General features: G+C 69.9%; 16 protein-coding genes and 1 pseudogene. 7 read left to right on the forward strand and 10 right to left on the reverse strand.

The genetic code is table 11. The features are described 5' to 3' along the window. Positions 1-27 precede the first annotated feature (27 nt). Together FYX01_RS13755 and FYX01_RS13760 are read right to left on the reverse strand one after the other, a co-directional pair. Positions 28-1197, reverse strand: coding sequence for a sensor histidine kinase (locus FYX01_RS13755; protein WP_223830449.1), 1170 nt, complete (start codon positions 1195-1197; stop codon positions 28-30). Beyond that, entirely contained in the window at positions 1194-1868 is a 675-nt protein-coding gene (locus FYX01_RS13760; RefSeq protein ID WP_150241242.1) for a response regulator transcription factor, read from the reverse strand. Before FYX01_RS13760 ends, FYX01_RS13755 begins: the two co-directional genes overlap by 4 nt. A 234-nt stretch (positions 1869-2102) precedes the next feature. Between FYX01_RS13760 and FYX01_RS13765 the strand changes: the two genes are divergently transcribed. After that, positions 2103-2762, forward strand: coding sequence for a M15 family metallopeptidase (locus FYX01_RS13765; protein WP_150241244.1), 660 nt, complete (start codon positions 2103-2105; stop codon positions 2760-2762). Between the two features lie 46 nt (positions 2763-2808). Here the strand turns inward: FYX01_RS13765 and FYX01_RS13770 are convergent, their stop codons facing one another. Then, positions 2809-3546 (reverse strand): SDR family NAD(P)-dependent oxidoreductase, encoded by a 738-nt coding sequence (locus FYX01_RS13770; protein ID WP_223830456.1) that lies wholly within the window; start codon positions 3544-3546, stop codon positions 2809-2811. Positions 3547-3647: 101 nt separating this feature from the next. Beyond that, positions 3648-4841 carry a hypothetical protein gene (locus FYX01_RS13775; RefSeq protein ID WP_150241248.1) on the reverse strand — a complete coding sequence of 398 codons (1194 nt, stop codon included), beginning with the start codon at positions 4839-4841 and terminating at the stop codon, positions 3648-3650. Between the two features lie 129 nt (positions 4842-4970). Here FYX01_RS13775 and FYX01_RS13780 point away from each other — a divergent pair, with 129 nt between their 5' ends. Continuing rightward, positions 4971-5576, forward strand: coding sequence for a histidine phosphatase family protein (locus FYX01_RS13780; RefSeq protein ID WP_150241250.1), 606 nt, complete (start codon positions 4971-4973; stop codon positions 5574-5576). 180 nt (positions 5577-5756) lie between these two features. Here the strand turns inward: FYX01_RS13780 and FYX01_RS13785 are convergent, their stop codons facing one another. Both FYX01_RS13785 and FYX01_RS13790 read right to left on the reverse strand, forming a co-directional pair. Continuing rightward, positions 5757-6542: a class I SAM-dependent methyltransferase gene (locus tag FYX01_RS13785; protein ID WP_150241252.1), complete on the reverse strand. Its 786-nt coding sequence runs from the start codon at positions 6540-6542 to the stop codon at positions 5757-5759. A gap of 63 nt (positions 6543-6605) precedes the next feature. Further along, on the reverse strand, positions 6606-8351 hold the full coding sequence (locus tag FYX01_RS13790) for a PD-(D/E)XK nuclease family protein (protein ID WP_150241254.1): 1746 nt from the start codon (positions 8349-8351) through the stop codon (positions 6606-6608). 209 nt (positions 8352-8560) lie between these two features. Here FYX01_RS13790 and FYX01_RS13795 point away from each other — a divergent pair, with 209 nt between their 5' ends. Then, entirely contained in the window at positions 8561-9388 is an 828-nt protein-coding gene (locus FYX01_RS13795; RefSeq protein ID WP_150241256.1) for a hypothetical protein, read from the forward strand. Between the two features lie 180 nt (positions 9389-9568). Next, positions 9569-10027, forward strand: a complete 459-nt coding sequence (locus FYX01_RS13800; RefSeq protein WP_394350465.1) for a GNAT family N-acetyltransferase — start codon at positions 9569-9571, stop codon at positions 10025-10027. A 78-nt stretch (positions 10028-10105) separates the two neighbouring features. Here FYX01_RS13800 and FYX01_RS13805 read toward each other — a convergent pair whose 3' ends face one another. Further along, positions 10106-11398, reverse strand: a complete 1293-nt coding sequence (locus FYX01_RS13805; protein ID WP_190394319.1) for a hypothetical protein — start codon at positions 11396-11398, stop codon at positions 10106-10108. Positions 11399-11512: 114 nt separating this feature from the next. Beyond that, the gene (locus tag FYX01_RS26645; RefSeq protein WP_223830450.1) at positions 11513-11800 is read right to left on the reverse strand and encodes an ATP-binding protein; all 288 of its coding nucleotides are present in this window, start codon (positions 11798-11800) and stop codon (positions 11513-11515) included. 366 nt (positions 11801-12166) lie between these two features. Between FYX01_RS26645 and FYX01_RS13815 the strand changes: the two genes are divergently transcribed. After that, positions 12167-12559 carry a nitroreductase family deazaflavin-dependent oxidoreductase gene (locus FYX01_RS13815; RefSeq protein WP_150241261.1) on the forward strand — a complete coding sequence of 131 codons (393 nt, stop codon included), beginning with the start codon at positions 12167-12169 and terminating at the stop codon, positions 12557-12559. Between the two features lie 453 nt (positions 12560-13012). Here the strand turns inward: FYX01_RS13815 and FYX01_RS13820 are convergent. Both FYX01_RS13820 and FYX01_RS13825 read right to left on the reverse strand, forming a co-directional pair. Further along, positions 13013-13300 (reverse strand): annotated as a pseudogene (locus FYX01_RS13820) (YcaO-like family protein); the annotation flags it as partial. A 351-nt stretch (positions 13301-13651) separates the two neighbouring features. Continuing rightward, positions 13652-14947, reverse strand: a complete 1296-nt coding sequence (locus FYX01_RS13825) for a cytochrome P450 (RefSeq protein WP_150241265.1) — start codon at positions 14945-14947, stop codon at positions 13652-13654. Between the two features lie 1412 nt (positions 14948-16359). Between FYX01_RS13825 and FYX01_RS13830 the strand changes: the two genes are divergently transcribed. Then, on the forward strand, positions 16360-16824 hold the full coding sequence (locus FYX01_RS13830) for a hypothetical protein (protein WP_150241267.1): 465 nt from the start codon (positions 16360-16362) through the stop codon (positions 16822-16824). A 183-nt stretch (positions 16825-17007) separates the two neighbouring features. Continuing rightward, the gene (locus FYX01_RS13835) at positions 17008-18915 is read left to right on the forward strand and encodes a YncE family protein (RefSeq protein ID WP_150241269.1); all 1908 of its coding nucleotides are present in this window, start codon (positions 17008-17010) and stop codon (positions 18913-18915) included. The last annotated feature ends 407 nt before the right edge of the window (positions 18916-19322 follow it).

The following is a 19322-nucleotide window of genomic DNA, read 5'->3' on the forward strand; positions in this document are numbered from 1 at the left end:
CCCGGTCTTCTCCCGAGGTTCCGCCGATCACCCGCGCACGGAAAGGGAGACCCGCGCGGTGAGCCCTCCGTCGGGGTTGGGCGCCAGGCGCAGCCCACCTCCGTGGGCCTCGGCGATGCGCGCGACGATGGGCAGTCCCAAGCCGTGTCCCGCGCGCGCGGATCCGCCGCCGCCGGCCACCCGGCCGCCGCCGCGGAGAAAGGGCTCGACGAGGTTCTGGACCGGTGCGGTCAGGTGCGGCCCGGTGTTGCTGACGGTCAGCAGCACGAGGTCGCGGCCCAGCGGGTCGGGCATGGTGGTCAGCACCACGCCGCCGTCCGCGGGCAGGTTGTGCCGCAGGGCGTTCTGCAGGAGGTTGACCACGAGCTGGCGCAACAGCACCCCGTCGCCGGTCACCGGCGACGGGGTGCTCCGGACCGAGACCGTGACGCCGAGGTCGGCGGCCTCCCTCTCGGTGGTCGCGACGGCCTCGCGGACCGTGTCCGACAGGTCGACCGGTTCCATGTCGGGCGGGGTCCGGGCGAGCGAGGAGAGCTGCAGCATGGCGTCGACGACCTCGATGCCGCGCTGGTTGGTCTCGTACAGGCGGGCGACGAGGCGGGGATGGTCCTGGCCGTGGGGGTCCGCCCTGGCCACGTCCAGCATGGTCCGGGTGATGGCCAGCGGGGTACGCAGTTCGTGGGAGGCGTTGGCGGCGAAGCGCTGCTGGACCTCGAAGGAGCGCTGGAGGCGGTCGAGCATGTGGTCGAAGGTGTCGGACAGGTCGGTGAACTCGTCCCGTCGGCCACGTAGCCCGATCCGGTGGTCCAGGGAGCCGTCGGCGGCCCGCCGGGCGGCCCGGGTGATCTCCTGCAGCGGCCGCAGCACACGGCCCGCGATCACCCAGCCTCCCCACAGGCCGATGACCGCCAAAGCGACGAGCGCGAGCCCCGAGGCCTTCAGCAGGGACCCCAGGATCTCCTGGCGGGAGGCGACGTGCGACACCGACGGGTCCGTCGTGGACAGCGGATAGCTGGGAACGTAACGCATCCCCAGGTAGACGACCGCCAGCGTGGCCGCCCCGGCGACGTTGAGGAAGAGCGCGTAGCTCAGCGCCAGCCTCATCCGTGCCGTCAGCCGCCGCGGGCGCCACGCCAGTGCCGGAGCGCGCCCGGTCGGCACCGCCGCCGCGCCGCGGACCGGCGTTTCGCCGCTCACCGGTCCCGACCGGTCTCTTCGAGGCGGTAGCCGACCCCGGCCACCGTGCGTATGGCCGACGGTTCCCCGAGTCGCTTGCGCAGTGTGGAGATGGTGATCCGCACGGCGTTGGTGAAGGGGTCGGCGTTCTCGTCCCACGCCCGCTCCAACAGCGTCTCCGCGCTGACAACCCCGCCCCCGGCGGTCATGAGCACCTCCAGGACGGCGAACTGCTTGCGGGTGAGGTGTACGTAGACGCCCGAGCGGTGGACCTCGCGCCGGAACGGATCGAGCCGGATTCCCGCGTACTCCAGGACCGGGGGCGCGCCCCGGCTCGGGCGGCGGGCCAGGGAGCGCAGACGTACCACGAGTTCCTCCAGGTCGAACGGTTTGGTCAGGTAGTCGTCCGCCCCCAGTTCGAACCCGGCGACCTTCTCCCGCAGGCGGCTCGCGGCCGTGAGCATGAGCACCCGGCACCCGAGCCGCCGCCCGACGATGTCCCGGCAGACGTCGTCGCCGTGCGTGCCGGGGATGTCGCGGTCCAGGACGATCACGTCGTACTCGTTCACGTCCAGCCGCTCCAGGGCGGCGTCGCCGTCCCCGGCGATGTCGGAGGCGATCGCCTCCAGCCGCAGTCCCGCCTGCACGGCCTCGGCGAGGTAGGGCTCGTCCTCGACGATCAGCACACGCATCCGCTGTCCCCCTCCGTCGTCTGGTACGACACCGCGCCCGATCCCGCCCTTCCAGGCCGCGGAACCGAAGGGATCGGTCCGCTCGCGCCGCGGGGCTGGTCATCGGGCCCATTGAACGCGAGGGCACGTATCGCGAACGTATCGAAAAACCGATACGGCCGTGCAACACCGCTTGTACTTCGCTCGTGGCACCGGACCCCACGCAACGGACACGCGATGCCCGAGAGGCGAGAGATGAGTGAAGTGACGAAGCAGGAAGCGGTGCGGTGCCTCCCCGCCGGGAAGTCGGACGAGTGCCCCGGCGGATCCGCCGGCCACGGGTGGTGGTCCTGGTACTGGCTGGTCGCGGCGCTGTGCGCCACGGTGGTCGTCGTGCTGATGGCCTGGTCGATGATCGTGTCGGTGCCGGGCCCGGTGACGGGCGGGGTCCTCACGCTCGGGGAGCCGGCCGCCTCCGTCGAGAACGGCGATCTTCCGGACGACCTGTCGGTCACCCCCTTCGACACCGGGTATCCGGCGATCGCCAACCTGGACGGGGAGCTGCTGGAGGCCGTGCGGGAGGCGGCCCGGGACGCGCGGGGCGAGGGGATCGCGCTCCGCGTCACGTCGGGTTGGCGCAGTGAGGAGTACCAGCGGTACCTGCGCGACGAGGCCGTCGCCAGGTACGGGTCCCCGGAGGAGGCCAGGAGGTTCGTCAGCGCTCCGGAGGAGTCCCGGCACGTGCCGGGGAAGGCGATCGACATCGGCCCCACCGACGCCGCGTACTGGCTCGTCCGCCACGGTCCGGCGTACGGGCTGTGCCAGGTGTACGCCAACGAGATCTGGCACTTCGAACTCCTCACCGAGCCGGGCGGCGACTGCCCGGACCTGCTTCCCGACGCCGCGGCCCGGTGACCGGGCCGCGGCGTCCGGTGCGGCCGCGTCCGCGGCCGGCGCGGAGTCAGCGCAGGTGGGAGGCCCCGTTGACGTCCAGGACGGCACCGGAGGACCAGACCGCCTCTGGTGAGGCCAGGTAGCGCACGGCCGAGGCCACCTCCCCGGGCGAGGCGACCCGGCCGAAGGGGCTCTGCGCGCGGACCTCGTCGGTGAGCCGGTCGGCCACGCGCTCGGTCTCCACGAAGCCCGGCGCGACCGAGGCGACCGTGATCCCGTGCGGGGCCAGCGCGACCGCCAGCGACTGGCCCAGGGAGTGCAGGGCGGCCTTGCTCGCGCCGTAGGCGGGGTGGTCCGGCTCGCCCTTGAAGGCGCCCCGGGAGCCGACGTTGACGATGTGCCCCCGGGTGCCCCGGTCGATCATGTGCCGGGCCGCGAGGTAACTGACGTCGGCGGCGCCGAACACGTTCACGTCGAAGGTGTCGCGCCAGGCCCGCCGCCACCGCTCGTAGGAGGTCTCCGTGAGCGGGTGGGCGGTGTTGACCGCGGCGTTGTTGACCACCACGTCGATCCCGCCCAGGCCCTCGACCGCCCGGGCCACGAGGCCGGCCACGGCGTCGGGGTCGCTCAGGTCGGCCTGTAGCAGGACGTGCCCTGTGCCCGGCAGTCCTTCGAGGGTGCGCTGCGCCTCCCGCGGGCGGGACCCGCAGTGGACGGCGACGCGGTCGCCCTGTTCGGCGAAGGCCGTGGCGACCGCCCTGCCGATGCCCCGGGAGGCGCCGGTGACCAGTACGCCCCTGCCCACGGGCACGTCCTCTCCGGTGGCGGGCGGGAAGTCGGGACCGGTCCGATGATGTGACATGTGCGGCATCCTAGTGAACCCGGACCTCCCGCCCGTGCCCCGCGTCAGGCCGGGGTCCCCCTCCCGGAGCGCAGACCGAAGGGCACACCGAAACCGGTCAGCCAGCCGCTCTCGGCCAGGAGGCGGAACGCCTCGTGGGTGACGTCGTGGTCCGGTGCCTGGCGCGGCGGCCAGGCGAAGGCGTCCGCGACCGCCGACCAGCTGGGACCGTGCCCGTGCTCGGCGCGGTAGGCGTCCACCCAGCGCGCCACCCGCTCCTCCCGGCCCCGGACCAGGTCGCGGGCGCGGTCGGCCACGGGCACGTCCAGCGGGGTGGAGGCCGGTGCGGTGTGCGGCGGGGTCGGCGGCGGGAGGGGCTGGTAGGCCAGGGGCAGGGTGACCTCGGTGAGGGAGGCGCCCACGACGCCCCCGTCGGCGCTCAGGCCCTCGATCCACGAGATCTCCGTCAGCCACGTGAGCAGCTCCGCCAACTCGCCGGTGTCGGACAGCGCGCAGGCGTCCACGGCCTCCTCGGCCGGGACGCGGACCCGCCCCTCGGGGTCGGCGTGCAGGGCCAGGTAGGCGGCCACGAGACGGAGCCGGTTGGGCTTCTTACGCATCTTCTTGTGGGCGAGGGTGCGCGTGAACCATCCCGAGGCCCGCGACCGGACACCGTTGCCGATCCTCCAGGGGCTGCCGGCCAGGCTGGGCAGGTCGCACAGGGCCGGGTTGGCGGCGTCGGCCTCGATCACCCTCTCCGGCGTGGTGTCCAGCCACCCCGACGAGGTCAGGTCGCTCAGCGCCGCGTGGGCGTCCTCCAGACGGAGTATGCGCAGGTCCTGGCCGGTGAAGTTCGCCCGCCCCCTCAGTGCGCCCCGCAGGGCGAAGGTGAGCGCGAGCAACCGGCTGTCCGGGAAGGAGCCCGCCCCCTCCGAGGCCGTGCGCGCCCACAGGTCACGGAAGAACTCCGCGTGGTGGGGGCCCATCCGCGGCACGCGCTTGCGGTCGACCGGGACCTTCACCTGGGGCCTGGCCCGGGCTTCGGCCTGGGCGCGCTTCCTCTCCTTCTTGGCCCTCTTGGCCTCGGAGTTGGTCAGCCTCGGGGGCGCGCCACCCGGCGGGACGCTGACGCCCTGCTCCTTGCAGCGCGCACACTCCATGGCCGCGGCCAGGTCCTCGTTGGGCCGGTGGAAACGGGGCTGGGACGTCTCGGCGGGGAGGGGCTTCCCCACGTCACTGGTTGCGGTGTGCTGCGTCATGGTGAGGAGGGTAGCGACGAAAGCGCTCCGGCGCCGGGCATCCGCCGGATTCGCCTCCGGAGCGGGGACGTGACCGTCGTCCGTCCGGTTCGGGGCGTCCGACGCCCGTTTGCGGGGCAGGACGGGTCTATGGGCGAACTGGTACTGATCAGGCACGGGGAGACCGAGTGGAGCAGGGCGCGGCGGCACACCGGGCTGACCGACCTCCCCCTGACCGGGGAGGGCGAGCGCCAGGCCGGGGCGCTGCGTCCCCTGCTGGCCCCGCGCGGCGTCGGGCGGGTGGTGACCAGCCCGCTGCTGCGTGCGGTGCGCACCGCCGAGCTGGCCGGGCTGGAGGGGACCGTGACCGACCCGGACCTGACCGAGTGGGACTACGGCGGCTACGAGGGGATCAGCACCGCCGACATCCAGCGCCGGCGCCCCGGGTGGTACCTGTGGCGGGACGGGGTCATCCCGGGTGGGCCCGAGCACCCGGGGGAGAGCGTGGAGCGGGTGGGGGAACGGGCCGACCGGGTCCTGGAACGGCTGGTGCCCCTGCTGGAGGACGCGGAGCCCGACGTGGTGCTGGTGGCGCACAGCCACGTCCTGCGGATACTCACCGCGCGCTGGCTGGGCCTGCCGCCCGCCTCGGGAGGGTTGTTCACCCTGGCCACGGGTTCGATGAGCACGCTGGGCCGTGAGCACGGACGGCGCGTGCTCACCTCCTGGAACGTGCCCCCTCCCCCGGCTCCCTGACCCGTCGGTGCGGCCACGGGAGCGGTGCCTGTGCGCACCGCTTCGGTGCCACCCGTATCCAGGACTGTGGCCGACCCTCTGACCAGGGTCGAAGCGGGTCCGGTGGGACCGCCCTTCGGCTCCGGTCCCACCGGACCCGCTGTGGCATTCGAAGGAGGCGACTTCAGCGGGACCGGGGCTCTAGTCGTCCGAGCCCGAGCCCGAGTCCGCGGCCGGCGGTGGTGCCTCGACGACGAAGAACAGGAAGCCGATCTTGGTCGACAGACTCTGGAAGCCGTCGGGGAACAGCCCGCGGGCGGCCGGGTCGGGCTGCGGCTCGCTGATGACGGCAAGGCGGAAGCCGGCGGCGGTGAAGGCGTCGGTCATCGCGTGCAACGGCCGGCGCCAGAACCTCAGCGGGACGGACCGCCCGTTGAACGTGAACTCGCCGGTATAGCTGGTGGTCGCGGAGTAGTCGGGCCGGGGGTCCTGGATCGCGTAGTCCACGAACGGGTGCTGCACCGACGCGATCAGTCGGCCGCCGGGCCTGAGTACGCGCCGCATCTCGGCCAGCGTCGGCCCCCAGTCCTGCAGGTAGTGCAGCACCAGCGACGCGACCACGTCGTCGAACGCGCCGTCGGCGAACGGGAGGGGGTCGCCCAGGTCGGCCACGTGCAGGTCCGCGTCGTCACCGAGCCGCCGCCTGGCCAACGCCAGCATCCCGGCACTGGCGTCGACGCCGGTGACGACGGCACCGCGGTCGCGCAGGGCGGCGGACAGGGGGCCCGCACCGCAGCCGGCGTCCAGGATCCGGCGGTCGGCCACGTCTCCGGCGAGGGACACCATCGCGGGCCGCTCGTAGTAGGCGTTCAGCAGGTTGCTCTCGTTGTCCGCCGCGTACGCCTCGGCGAAGCCGTCGTAGTCATTCGCCTGGGTTGGATCCGCAGACGGGGCGGGACTGTCGGGCACGTCGGTTACGCGTTCCATCGTTGGATCCTAGCCTCCCGCCGGCGAGCTCTACCGCGAGCTGTGGGATCCGCAGGCCGGCGCCTACCGGTTCTCCGGCGCCTCCGACCGCGAGCCGAGTGTCGGACCAGGGGAACCGGCCGCGTCCGGGCACCAGCGCCGGTAGGGGCAGTCCAGGCAGGCCCGGCCGGGGTTCGCCGGATGGGACAGGTCGCGGTGCCAGGGCTCGGCGAGTGCGTGGACCACCCGCCGGGCCTCGGATCTGACCTGGTCCGAGGCCGGATCGAGTGAGAGCACGTGGGCGCCGCCGGGGGTGAGGACCTCCAGTTCGACAGCAGAGCCCGCTCCCTGGGGCAGGGCGCCACAGGAGAAGAACAGCACCGCCAGGGCCAGCCGGGGGTCGAGGGACAGCAGGCGGTGACCGTCCGGGCGGGGCGCGTCGGTGGCGGTGCCGACGGCGCGGTAGTTCCAGGATCCGCCCCGGTGGTGGAGCAGGTCGGCCCGGGCCAGGACCAGGACGTTGGCGAGGGTGTCATCGGCGGCCAGCGTGTGGCTGACCCGGACGTGGCCCCCCGACGGCAGGCCGTGTAGAGGGCAGACCTCGCTGTGGGCGGCGATCATCGCCGCCCCCCGGCGGGCCTGCCCGCCCTCCAGCCGCAGTCCTCCGGCGGACCAGGATCCGTGGTCCGAGGGGAGGTCTCCGGGGGTACAGGGCCGCCTGGGCAGGCGCGTGTGCAGCCGCTCCAACCACGCGCGCACGGCGCGGTCGAGCCCGAACCCGGCCGGTGCGCGGTCGCCGTCGGCCGGAAGGCCCAGGGAGTGCAGGTGTGCCCTGGCGGGACAGTCCCGATGGCGCTGACCGAGGCCCACCGACCAGGACCGCCGGGGCCGTGACCGGTCGCGGACGCCGAGGAGCCCCGGGGTCCGGGGCAGCCGTCCGCATCCCGACCGCACCCCGCACGACAGGCAGTTCCGGCCGGGGGAGCGGGCACCGCCCACCAGGGCCGAGCGCAGCCCCTCCCGGCCCGACGACGCGAAGGACTCCTCCGCGTCGTCGGCGGAGCCGTCGTAGAGCACGGCGGTGGAGGAGTCGAGACAGGACACCTGGACCACCCGCACCCGGTCCGGCGGTCCGGGGGCGTCGCCGCGGCGCGCCCGCATCGGATAGGGGACGCCGCCCAGGTAGCGCCGGGGTCTGGCCGCACAGGCGTCCCGGTCGACCCGCGTGCCGGTGGCGAGCACGTAGGCGGCGACCGCCACCTCCGCCCCGGGGCGCTCCCGGCCCTCCGCCGTGCCCATGACGGGGAGGCGCAACTCCCGCACCCGGTCCGCACCCGCCAGGTAGGCGTACCCGCGACCCCGGGCACACACCTCGTAGGGCCGGGAGTTCGGTGTGCCGCGGTCGGGCATGTACTGGCGGACCCAGAAGTCGAAGACCGGGTCGCGCCGGAGGCCGTCGCGCTCGTCGTCCCGGGCCAGGGCGTTCAGGTAGGACCGCGAGGCGTGCCGGATCCAGGACGACAGGCCCGTGTGCGGGGGCGCGATCCGTTCTCCCGGGACGCCGCGGCCCCGCTCCCCGGGTGCGGACAGGTGCGCGCACGCGTCGCCGACCGGCCAGCCCCTGTGCTCGACCAGGTCCAGGACGGCGTCGAGGGAGGCGAAGGGCGCGTCGCGCGGTGACGGGTGCCCGCGTGGGTCGTCCCCGCCGACGGAGTGGTCGGCTCTGATCCGGCGGTGCTCCGGGCAGCCTCCCCGGGCGAGGGCCGCCGCGTCGCTGAAGAGGCGGACGACGGGCACGGGCCCGTGGTCATCGGTCGTGTGGTCGAACACGTGGCCTCCCCTCGAAAGAAGGGTGACACGATCACGGGTTCGGCGCACGGGGCTGTGGACAACCTCCCGGGAACGCGCGACCGCCCGGACACGGCGCCGCCGGAAGCTCCCGGAACGGTGTCGGAGTATGTCCGGTCATGATGATAGAAACTCTCAAAGCGAATGAAGTTCGCATCCGACCCAGAGAGTACGAAACAAAGGCATCCCCCATGTCACGACGCGCCTCCGCCGCCTCCTGCGCGGCGGTGTTCCTCACGCTCGCCCTCACCGGCTGTGTTTCGCTGGACGACCTGGACCGGTACGCGCAGAGCGTGACCACCGGGACCCCGATGGACTCCTTCGACCAGGTCGACCGCGACGATCCCTTCGCCGGAAGCCCCGCCGAGGACTACGGCGAGGGCTTCGACACCCCCGAGGCCGCGCCCGCCGGATCCTTCACCGCAGAGCAGGTGGCACAGGCCTACTCCCTGACCCGGGACCTCATGGAGGCCGTCTACCTGGACCAGGACGCGGTCTTCGGCGAGGACAACAGCGAGTTCACCGCGTTGCTCTCCGGTCAGTCGCTGAAGTGGTACATGGACAACATCGACAACGGGGACTTCGAACGCAACAGCCGCCACGTGACCTTCAACCTCACGCCCGGGACGGCCGAACCCGTCGGCGACGTCGTGAAGGTGGACGGCACGATGCGCGCCGAGGAGGCCCGCGACGACCGGGGCCAGGACTACCTGGCGGTGCACACCGAGTACACGATCGTCCACCCCGTCGCCCGGCCCGGTGAACCGGTGTCGGTGCGCCTGGTCACCTCGCACTTCGGGGAGGTGTCCCTCTACGCCATGGGCGGCCAGACGCTGGAGGCGTGGCCGAACTGGTGGAGTTCCACGGGGCCCGTGCACTGCCTGGAGGAGTACACCATCACCCCCGCCTACCCCGACGAGTTCCCCGAGGGCGAGCGGCCCAAGGGCGTGCCCGAGGACGCCTACGACCGGGAGAACTTCGAGGACCAGGAGGAGTGCGGCGCCATCGGGGACACCTGACGGGCGGCGTTCGGCCGGCGCGCGGCCTTTCTCCCTGGTGGCGGCGGGGGATAAACCTCCGTAAAAAGTCACTCACGGTGACGTTTTCGACCCTCCGGGTGGTGCGGCGGACTGGCGCCGGGTACCCCCTCATCATGTTGAATGACGTGCATGATCGTGCGTCGAGTACTTCCCGATGAGATGAACGCCGTCAGCGAACTGCGCGTGATGGCCTACACGGCCGATGGCCTGTTGGACGCGAATCCGGCCTATGTCGAGGCACTGCGCCTCCTGGGAACGGATGGTCGCGGTGAGATCCTGGTCGCCGCCGACGAGGAGCAACGCCTCCTGGGGACGATCATGTTCGAACCCTGGTCGGCGGAGAGCGAGATCGCCCGCAACGCGGACGAGGCCGAGATCCGGGCCTTCGCCGTCGCCCCCGAGGCCCGGGGACGCGGCGTGGGCCGGGACCTGGTCAACGCCCTCGTCGAACGGGCCCGTGAGGAGGGGGTCACCAGACTCCTGCTGTCCACCCTGCCCGAGATGGTCTCGGCCCAGTACGTCTACCGCGCCCGCGGCTTCGAACGGGTACCCGAACGCGACTGGACGCCGATGCCCGGAGTCACCCTCCTGGCCTACGAACTCGTCGTCAAGGACTGACCTGCCCGGCCGCTCCCCCCACTCCGTGCCGGTGCGGGGGAGCGGCCTCGGGCGGGGCGGGGCGCACGTGTCGTGCGGTCACCGCGCTCCGTGGTCGGCGGGATGGTGTGCGTACGGCCGCGGGGAGGGTGCCGGGTTCCCGTCCAGTGCGGCGAGCAGCCGGGCCACCCGCCTCCGGCGGTACCGGGACCCGGGAGTGCTGGTGGCCTCGAACAGCCCGAGCACCGCGCTCTCGGTGTCGCGTGCGGCCACCCACCGCTCCAACAGCCCCTCGGTGTCCACCGGGCGGCCCTCCTCCAGCAGGTCGAGCACCTGTGCGGCGTCCATCTCGGCCACGGGCGGGGCGACCACGGGGTCGGCCCCCGACCGGCGCAGCTGCCGCACCATGAAGTGGTCGCCGAGCCGGGTGACGAGGAAGCGGCCGTCGGCGAGCCGGTCGACCGCGCCGAGGCCGGTCAGTACCTCCAACACCTGGTGGACGTGTCCGTCGGGATCCCCGTCGCCGAGTGCGACCTCGGGCCCGTACGCCTGCGCCAGTTGGGCGGGCGTGCGCGCCTGCCCGTGTACGAACAGGTCGGTGAGCAGGAGGAACACCGTCACCCCGTGCGGCTCGGCCATGGTCAGCAGGGCGTCGGCCCAGACGTCGGCGGCCGCTCCCGGGTCTCCGTCCAGCCAGGTCCGCGCGGCCCGGCCGGGCAGCACACAGGTGTAGGTGGTGCGCAGCAGGCCGGAGCCGCGTGCCACGGCGAACAGGCCGGACATCCTCTCGGGGGAGAGGCCCAGGTCGGCGGCCGCCTCGTCGGCGTCGGACTCCAGGAGTGTGTCGCCTCCGGCGCCGCCGGAGCTCAGGGGCCTGCCCGTGCCCACCCACTCCGCCAGCCGTGCGGCGTCGGTCAGGGGGCGGCACCGGTGTGCCGCGGCGTCCAGTTCCACCGGGCCGGCCGGAACGACCGGGGGCACCGCCTCGGGTCTGCCGTTCTCACCGACGCCGAGCCGGTCCAGGATCGGCAGTGCGGCCCCGTCGGTCAGCTCCTCGGGCGGCGGTCCGCCAGGTGTGAGGTCCACCTCCGCGATGGCCGCGCGCAACCCGCGCGGACTCTCCGAGGACAGCAGCCGCCCCTGGTCGACCAGGAAGTCGCACCAGGTCAGCCAGGTCTCCCGGAGGTCTCCGGGCACCCGCTCCCGGGCGCGGACGGTGCGGGCGATGCCGTGGACGTCCGACGTGGACCAGTCCCCGGGGCCGGACGCACCGACGTCCATGTGGGCCGTCAGCAGGAACAGCAGGCTGTCGGGGTCCAGGACGGGCCGGGGCTCGACGGTCCGGGCCCAGTCCAGGCACGCGTGCACAGCAGAATAGATGCTCTCAGTCATTGACCCGTCACAGAAAGTGGGCGAGCTGCCAAAACGGCACCAGGCTAACCGTGCCGCGCGTATCCGCGTGGGAAAACGCAGAAAGTCGCTCCCGTTCCGCTCATGGCCGGTCCATCAGCTCCGTGACCAGTGGCTTCGCGAACCCGACGGGCCGACCGGCCCGGTTCCACCGGCCCAACCGGTGACCCGCCGGACCAGGCGCTCCACGGCGGCGTCCGGGACCGGTGACCGCCGCCGGTCCGCACGGGCCCGCAGCACCCGGGGCGGGGCCTCGACGGAGACGATCTCCACACGCGCCCGGTAGGCGGCCGCCAGGTCCACGCACCGGGCGTGCGTCTCGACGCCACCACACGGCCCACCGCCGGACCGAAGGTGGGGGACGATCCGGATGGCCGAGGCCATGGACTTCATCCTGGACGACGAACGCCTCAGCGTGTTAGACAGGTTCGGCCGACTACGTGTCCTCCGGCTGGACAGCCCGCCTGGTACCGGCCACTGGTTGGCGCCGCTACGGGGAGGCGGGCCAGAACGGAGCACGCAGAGGGCCTCACTCCTTTCGACGGCTTCGCTCGCAGGCGCGACGATCAGTGGCAGATCGGAGAGCAAGGGCCCATGTCCGACCCGACGGCTCCCGGCCCACCCGACGACGGCGACCGGCACGGACCTGGGAACGGAGCCGGGCACGACCGGCGGGGGCGAGGCGACGGAGGCACACGTCCACCACGCCAGTACCATCCAGGTCGTTGGCGTCACGTGGAGAACAAGATCATGAGCGCCCTCGTCCGAGTCGGAATGGTGCCCAACTCCTACCTGCTCACTACGCGCGGCCGCAGAACCGGACGGGTGCGCAGCAATCCCGTGACCCTGGTCGAGCAGGACGGGCGACGGTGGCTGGTCGCACCGTACGGCTCGGTGGCCTGGGTCCACAACGCCCGCGCCGCCGGACGGGTACGTCTGAGCCGCCGACGCCACACCGGTTTCTACGAGCTGCGAGAGATCGCTTTCGACCAGGCCGGACCCATCCTGAAACAGTACGTCCGCATCGCTCCCGCCACGCGATCGTATTTCCGCGCTGGCAAGGACTCCCCTGTGGAGGACTTCACCGCCGAAGCCGAACACCACCCGGTGTTCGAGCTCGTCCCGGTCGGCCAGGACCGCTGAGACCCGACCACGGGTCCAGGGTCAGGTTTCGGCCACAGGGGCCATGAGGTCCGACATCGCGTTCGCCAACTCCAGCCGGGTCCGCCACCTGCGCCGATCCAGCAGATCGATCCGTGTCCGCGACGCTGTGCCCTGTTTCGACCAGGTCCAACACCTTGCGGCGGAACTCGGCCGGGTGTCCACGACGTCCCACGGTGCCCTCCTTGGGGTCACATGGCACCAGAGTTCAGGAATCCGACTCCGAAGAATGCGGCGCGCACCGGGCCCTCCTTCCGGCACGGCACCACAAACCCTGCTCGGATCGTCGAACGGGCCGCCGCAGACGGCCAGCCCGTGCTGGCGCGCCCGGTGGCGGTGGTCGGGCTCCCACGACCCGCTTGCCGGAGGTAGGGAACCGGTGTTTCTGCGACAGGTCCTGCGACATGACCGGGTGCTGTCCCGGCCCGACCGGGGTCAGCGGACGGCCGCCTGGCGGGCGCGGGTCAGTCCGCGTGGGCCGGGCAGGACCGCGTTGCCGCTGGTGACGGTGAAGAAGCGGTCCAGGCCGGGCACGCACACCGTCACGGTGCACACGCCGTTGGGCTCGGTGCGCAGGGCGCGTGTCGCGGCGTGCTCGGCGCTCAGCGAGGCGCCGTACCCCTGCATGAGGTGGTCGCCGCGGGGGCGGGCACAGGCGCAGAATGCTGGGACGCCCAGGTCGGTGGTCATGTCGATCAGGTGCACGGGGCGGTCCAGTAGGGTGCGGGCGCGCTCGGTGCGGCGGACCCGGCGGGAGCGCTACTGCCCGTCCTGGACCCGGTCCTGGACGGTGGCAGGTTCTGCGGCCAGTTCGGCCAGCTGTGCCTGCTCGGCCTCAGTCAGATCCTCGCGGCTGAGGAGGCTCAGGAGCAAGCCAGAGAAACCCATGGTGATACTCCCATTGCTGCAAGTGGTATTCGTGTGTTGGGATCTGCAACCCCGCAGGTCACGGGGCCGAACACCCCGGTCGCCAGATAGCGAGGGCTTCCGGGGACGACCCCGTCCCGCACGTCGGAGCCCGCAAGCCGTTCGGTGGTTGACCGGCAGGTCCAGCATCCTCGTGCTCCTCTTCCGTCAGCCGCGCGGGTGGAAGACCAGGCGCAGGCCGGCTGGGGTGAGCGCACCGTTGGTGTCCAGGCGGTAGGGCCGGGGTTCGGGGCAGGACAGGCGGTGCGCCCGCGCCGTCATCGCCAGGACCAGGACGAGTTCCAGGGAGGCCAGGGAGGCCCCGGGGCACAGCCGCGGTCCGGCCCCGAAGGGCAGGTAGGCGCCGGTGGTGCCGGGGGAGGAGACCTCAAGCCAGCGCTCGGGCGCGAAGGTGTCGGCCCGGTCGTGGTGGCGCTCGTCGCGGTGGAGCAGATAGGGCGAGACCAGGATCCGGTCACCGGGCACCAGCCGGTGCCCGCCCAGGTCGGTGGGTTGGACCACGATGCGGGAGGTCAGCCAGTTCGGCGGGTACAGGCGCAGGGTCTCGCGGACGAAGGCGTCGGCGGTGCGCAGGCGCGCGACGTGGCCGGCGTCGACCCGGTACCCGTCGAGGGGCAGCGCGTCCGCCTCCGCGGCGATGTGTTCGGCCCACTGGGGGTGGCGGGCCAGGTTCAGCAGCAGCCAGGCGCCCGCGCGGGTGGGCATCTCCTGGCTGGCCACCAAGATGGTGGACAGCAGGTAGGCGATGGGCGCACCCGGGGGTGTGCCGTGGTCCGATGACGCCTGGACCATGGCGCTGAGCAGGTCGGGCCCCATTGCGCGGCCCTGGGCCAGACGCCGCTCCATGACCGCGCCGATGCGCCCGGCCAGGGCGTTGATGCGGCGGCGCATGCGCAGCCGGGTGACGGTGGGCACCCACCGCGGAAGGTACAGGGTGCTGGCGGGGATGTTGTCACGGGTCCGGGCCAGAGCTGCCTCGGCGTGGGTGAGGGCACCGGCGTCGGCGCCGAAGCAGAATCCGGCGCCGATACGGGAGAACGTGCGCTTGAGGCGGGGCATGACCTCTTCGGTTTCGCCACAGGGCCAGTCGCGGGCCAGGGCGGCGGATTCGGCGGCGACCATGGCGGTGTGCTCGGTGGTCCCGCTGTGGCGGAAGCAGCGCCTGGCCGCGTTCAGGCTCTCGGGCAGCAGCGTGCCCGGTGTCAGGGCACGGCGCACCCCGCGAGGAAGTGGGAACGCCCCCCGTGAGGGGCTGAACTGCGCTCCGGTGCGGCGGAACACCTCCCGGGTCAGCTCCGGCCCCGCCGCGACGTAGATGTGCGGGGCGAACTCCCAGAAGTCGCCGTGGCGCGTCGTGCCCTGGGTCAGGAAGCCGATCCTGTCCGCCTCGTATTCCGAGGCGGACAGGATCTCTCCGCTTCCCGGTGCTAGATGCCGGTTCAAGGCGACCGAACCTTTCTTGGGTGCGTTGTCCGACCGCCGCTGGTGCGGCCCTCTGCATGCGCTTTTCCGCGTCCGGAACCGGAATGGGCCCGCTAACCCCAGTAGAACGGGTACGCGCCGGTCCTCGCGGCCCGGACATCACGCAGGAACTTCTTGAGAGCGGTCATCTGGTCCCCCTCGTTGTTGTTGCGGGTCGGATTCTCCTTCCCTGGTCATGGCTGCCCCTGGTTGTGCCGCGTGAAACGTCGGATCGCCTTGGTTCACATTTCAACAGAATGTGTGTGTATGTATCAGATTTTTCCTTCCTGTGGTTGATCTTTTCCAATGGGCATGGTATTCGGATGAATGGCATTGTATTTGCGGGATTCTCTCTTGCTTTGTGTGCATGGGGCAACGTTGACCTCGCGCTGGCCGTATCCGGTAATCGCGTCGGGTGGGCGCCGCCGACCAGGTAGGTGACGCCGTCGACGGTGCGATGAGCCCACGTGTACGGGGCCGGTCCGGGGCGCGACGAGATCGCCCGTGGGCCTTGTGCGGTCGGCCAGTGGCACGTCCTTCCACGGCAGGTTCTTCACCAAGTGGTGCAGAGTGGTCTTGACCACGGCGATGTAGTGTGTGCTCTCCTTCCTGGCCAGGAACGTGGCATGGCAGGTTCGGGGGAGCGGCGCGTCGAAGGCGACCACCGGCCCCGGCCAGCTCCAGCGGCTCCAGCAGGGGCGCGGATCGGTGGTCTCGTTGCTCTCGGCGTCGGCTTCGCGCTGGGTCAGGGCCGCCCCTGTCGGCTTCCGGTGGTGAGTCCCGGGTGCTGGCGTGCCCGGACAGCCAGGCGCCGATGATCGTGCAGGTGGCGGAGCCGGTCGAGCAGGTTCGGCAGGTGCTCGGCGTGGCCGGGTTCGGCTTGGCGAATCGGCTGAGTCCGGCGGGAATGGGGATGACGGAGGGGCGGGCACGGTTTTGTGCACTCCGGAACCAGGAACTTCCCTTTCCCCGGTCGTACGGCAGAACTCCGCACGGAGGAGTCCGGCCAAGGCCGAGGACCTCTGATACTCCGGTCATCCGAACATCACTTGAAACAGTGGTAACGGTAACCTCTCTCGCCTCTTGCATCCCGAGCCGAATCGCGCTCGCTCCGGAGACATACACACACCTTCCGTTGCATAGTAGGACTCAGTGGATGATAGGAAGATCATTCCCTATCTCCCGAAAATATCGGTTTTCTGGATTTTCCTCTTTAAGTTTTTTCTTCTTTTTTGTGGCAAGTAGCGGCGGCCCAAAATCCTCGGTGGGTCGGTCCTCGCTCTGGTCATTGTCGGCGCGGAGGGGGCAATATGGCTGAGGCTCCTCCGTGGTATCGGTGATCGTGCGTACACCGAGAAGACGTGCGCACACTGGGAAGATCCGAAGGGAAGTCCATGTCTTTCAAGAACATCTTCGACGGTGGCGGAAGTGAAGCCAAGTCCGCCGAAGAGTCCGCTCGAAACGTGTATGAAAAAATCCCTGGATCCTGGCCCGAACGGGAAGGGGTCGATCCGGAGCTCTTCGACGGCATTCCTGAAGCTGCGCGTGACCCGAAGATCATGTGCGAGACGTCGTCTGAGGCTCTCAATGTCATGAACAGCTTCATCATTCCTCTGTTCAAGAACACCCAGACAGTATCCGCCAAGCAGAGAGAAGCCAGTGAAAACCCCGAATCGACATCCGATATGGCATCTTCAGCCAAGGATGAGGCATTCAAAAAGGTGGCGGTGGAGATCAAGGGCGAAGACCGACCAAAGACCAGCGACGAAGAGCGAGAAGAATTGAGGAAAGATAACCATGAAGCGGCCCAAAACACCAAGATGACTGTCAATGGTTGGCCGAAGCCTGAGGTCCCGTGAGGAAGCCGACTCGAGGGCCGGAGTGCTGTTCAAAATCCCTGGTTTCATGGTCCAGACCTTGAGAGTGGCACGGTCCCGCTCGGTGGCCTGACGACTTCTCACTCGGCTGCGACAGGCTGGAAACAGATCACAAGTAATCACTGACAAATCATTGAGTCCTGTTGTGCAAGGAGGCTGAAGGATATGGGCGTCACCACCACAAACAACGTGAGTACAACTCATCTCGGCGAACGATTCGTGCGCCATCCACTGACAGGGCGGAACCTGAAGGAGCTCAGGATTTCCGACAAGGCATCTGCCATCCTGGAGCGGGACAAGGACAAACTGAGGAGGAAGGCCGAGAAAAAATCACCGAATGGAGAGGACCGGTATGTCTCTCCTACCGGTTTTTCTTTGAACAAGGGGCGGTTCGGCGACTTTCCCGATGGGGAGGATTCAGCACACCAGCGCGGGTGGCGCGCTTACATGACGGTGGGTGTACCGCTTGTCGAAGAACGAAGCGACATTGCACAGCCGCCTCCTGACGTGATCTCCAAGCAAACGTACGTCAATCGAACCGACCCCACCCCCACAAAATGGTCGCACACTGTCGAGTTCTCGGTTTCGAACACAATCAGCTGGTCGCTTCAGGGGCAGGTGCAACTCACTCTCGGGGCAAAAGCCACCGCATCACTGCAGCAGCAAATGCAGAAGAGTATGGCGATGAATCATTCTCAGAAGACTACCCTGAAGAACAGCAAGGACAACCGGGGCGTTGACGCAGAGTCCCAGTCGCAGACGACAAGTACGACAACAGCCACGAGTGCCGCCACGGGCACCGGGGAGTTGTCGGCACAGCTCATGCTTGGAATCACTGCTTCTGTCAGTGGTTCGGTGACCGCTGCGTTCAAAACATCGTCTACGCTGAGCGGGGATGTCAATAGTCGGGTAGATGTCCTGGCCACGCAGCGACGTCAGGTGAGGAGGTTCGACTACGAATTTCCTATCTCCTTTGGTGGATGGGTCGCCTTGTACTACCCTGAGCCGGTAGAGGTCAAGGAGGCCCGCCCGAAAGGCCCACAGGCACAGGAGCCGAAATGCTCCAAGGTGATTGCATGGAAGCTCGGCGAGACTGGTGAGGCTACGAATACCTTCGATCTGACCGATGAAGGAAAGCAGTTTATGCAGAAAGGGGAAGCCGAGGTCGTTTCCACCCTCACCGGGGTGCACGAGGTCTTCGAGCTTGAAAAACTCAATTTCAATAAGGAGGAGCATCCTCTTTACAAGGGCGGCGGTGAAGAGCAAGAGAGCTTGAAAGAGGCTCCCGTCGAGTGCGCCACGGGGTTGGGGTGGGCCGATGGTCTCGCACTGGACCCGGTGAACCAGAAGGCGTACGTCACCGAGCGGTACAACGGCGGCAAGCTGTACAAGGTGGATCTCGCCAGCGGAGACACGACCTGTGTCCTGGAGAATCTGGAAGAAGTCAGCGATGTGGCGCTGGACCTGCCGGGCGACAAGGCCTACATCACCGACTACAGGGGTAAGCGTCTGTTCACGGTGAACCTGTCCGACCGTTCCCCGTCCCCGGTCACGGTCACCGAGGACATAGGCGCGTACGGCGTCGCGCTGGACCTGCCGGGCAACAAGGCCTACGTCACCGACTTCGACGAGCAGAAGCTGATCGAGATCGACCTGAACAGCGAGTCAACGGAGGAACAGCGCACCTGGGATGTGCTGGGGGCCGCCGGGGTAGCGCTGAACGGGGGCAAGGCGTACATCGGTCAGTACAACAGCGGCGGGTTGTACGAGGTCGACCTGAAGGCAGAACACGGCACCCCGCAACGCGTGGCCACCAATCTCGGCCACAGCGTCCGCGTAGCGTTGGATGGCACGGTCAACGCATACGTCTCCGACCCGGCCAACGGCAAGCTGCATGAGGTCGTCGTGGCTGACGGGGAGGCCAAGGGCCGTCAGCACGTGGTGGCCGACGATCTCGGCAGAGTCTGCGGTGTCGCACTGGACCGTGACAACGGCTGCGTCTATGTCAGTAACCGGGAGGGCAAGCTGTTGCGGATCTCCGGAGTACTGCCCGATACCTCGGCGAAGTCGTAGGCATGGGGCGTTTTTTCGCGGGTGGGCGGGCGTGGATGTCTTGATCGGGTGGGTTGCCGGCGGCTTCGGTGATCAGGTGGTATTTGCTACCCGTCCTGCCCCGGTCGACGGGGATTCGTCCTGCTTCGGTCTCCCTCTGAGGTCCGGATGTGGGGACCGTCGACGGCTGCCTGTGAGAAGTCCAGGGCGTCCGCGCCGCACAGCTTCGCCAGGAGAACCTCGTGCGGCCGGGGCCACACGTCGGCCTCGGTCCACTCGGGCAGGCGGCGCCAGCAGGTTATGCCCGAGCCGAAGCCGAGTTCCTACGGCAGGTGCTCCCAGGCGGTCCCGGTGCGCAACACGGACAGGACGCCCTGGAACACCAGCCGGTCCGGATGCCGCTTGCGCCCGGAGTACCGGATTCACCG

Source organism: Nocardiopsis quinghaiensis (assembly GCF_008638365.1).
GTDB lineage: Bacteria > Actinomycetota > Actinomycetes > Streptosporangiales > Streptosporangiaceae > Nocardiopsis > Nocardiopsis quinghaiensis.

What these genes read in the sequence shown, in the direction of transcription:
- FYX01_RS13800 (WP_394350465.1), top strand. Translation starts at nt 9,569, where the DNA reads ATGAACGCCGTCAGCGAACTGCGCGTGATGGCCTACACGGCCGATGGC.
- FYX01_RS13765 (WP_150241244.1), top strand. Translation starts at nt 2,103, where the DNA reads ATGAGTGAAGTGACGAAGCAGGAAGCGGTGCGGTGCCTCCCCGCCGGG.
- FYX01_RS13775 (WP_150241248.1), bottom strand. Translation starts at nt 4,841, where the DNA reads ATGACGCAGCACACCGCAACCAGTGACGTGGGGAAGCCCCTCCCCGCC.
- FYX01_RS13760 (WP_150241242.1), bottom strand. Translation starts at nt 1,868, where the DNA reads ATGCGTGTGCTGATCGTCGAGGACGAGCCCTACCTCGCCGAGGCCGTG.
- FYX01_RS13785 (WP_150241252.1), bottom strand. Translation starts at nt 6,542, where the DNA reads ATGGAACGCGTAACCGACGTGCCCGACAGTCCCGCCCCGTCTGCGGAT.
- FYX01_RS13835 (WP_150241269.1), top strand. Translation starts at nt 17,008, where the DNA reads ATGGGCGTCACCACCACAAACAACGTGAGTACAACTCATCTCGGCGAA.
- FYX01_RS13830 (WP_150241267.1), top strand. Translation starts at nt 16,360, where the DNA reads ATGTCTTTCAAGAACATCTTCGACGGTGGCGGAAGTGAAGCCAAGTCC.
- FYX01_RS26645 (WP_223830450.1), bottom strand. Translation starts at nt 11,800, where the DNA reads ATGGCCTCGGCCATCCGGATCGTCCCCCACCTTCGGTCCGGCGGTGGG.
- FYX01_RS13815 (WP_150241261.1), top strand. Translation starts at nt 12,167, where the DNA reads ATGAGCGCCCTCGTCCGAGTCGGAATGGTGCCCAACTCCTACCTGCTC.
- FYX01_RS13805 (WP_190394319.1), bottom strand. Translation starts at nt 11,398, where the DNA reads ATGACTGAGAGCATCTATTCTGCTGTGCACGCGTGCCTGGACTGGGCC.
- FYX01_RS13795 (WP_150241256.1), top strand. Translation starts at nt 8,561, where the DNA reads ATGTCACGACGCGCCTCCGCCGCCTCCTGCGCGGCGGTGTTCCTCACG.
- FYX01_RS13780 (WP_150241250.1), top strand. Translation starts at nt 4,971, where the DNA reads ATGGGCGAACTGGTACTGATCAGGCACGGGGAGACCGAGTGGAGCAGG.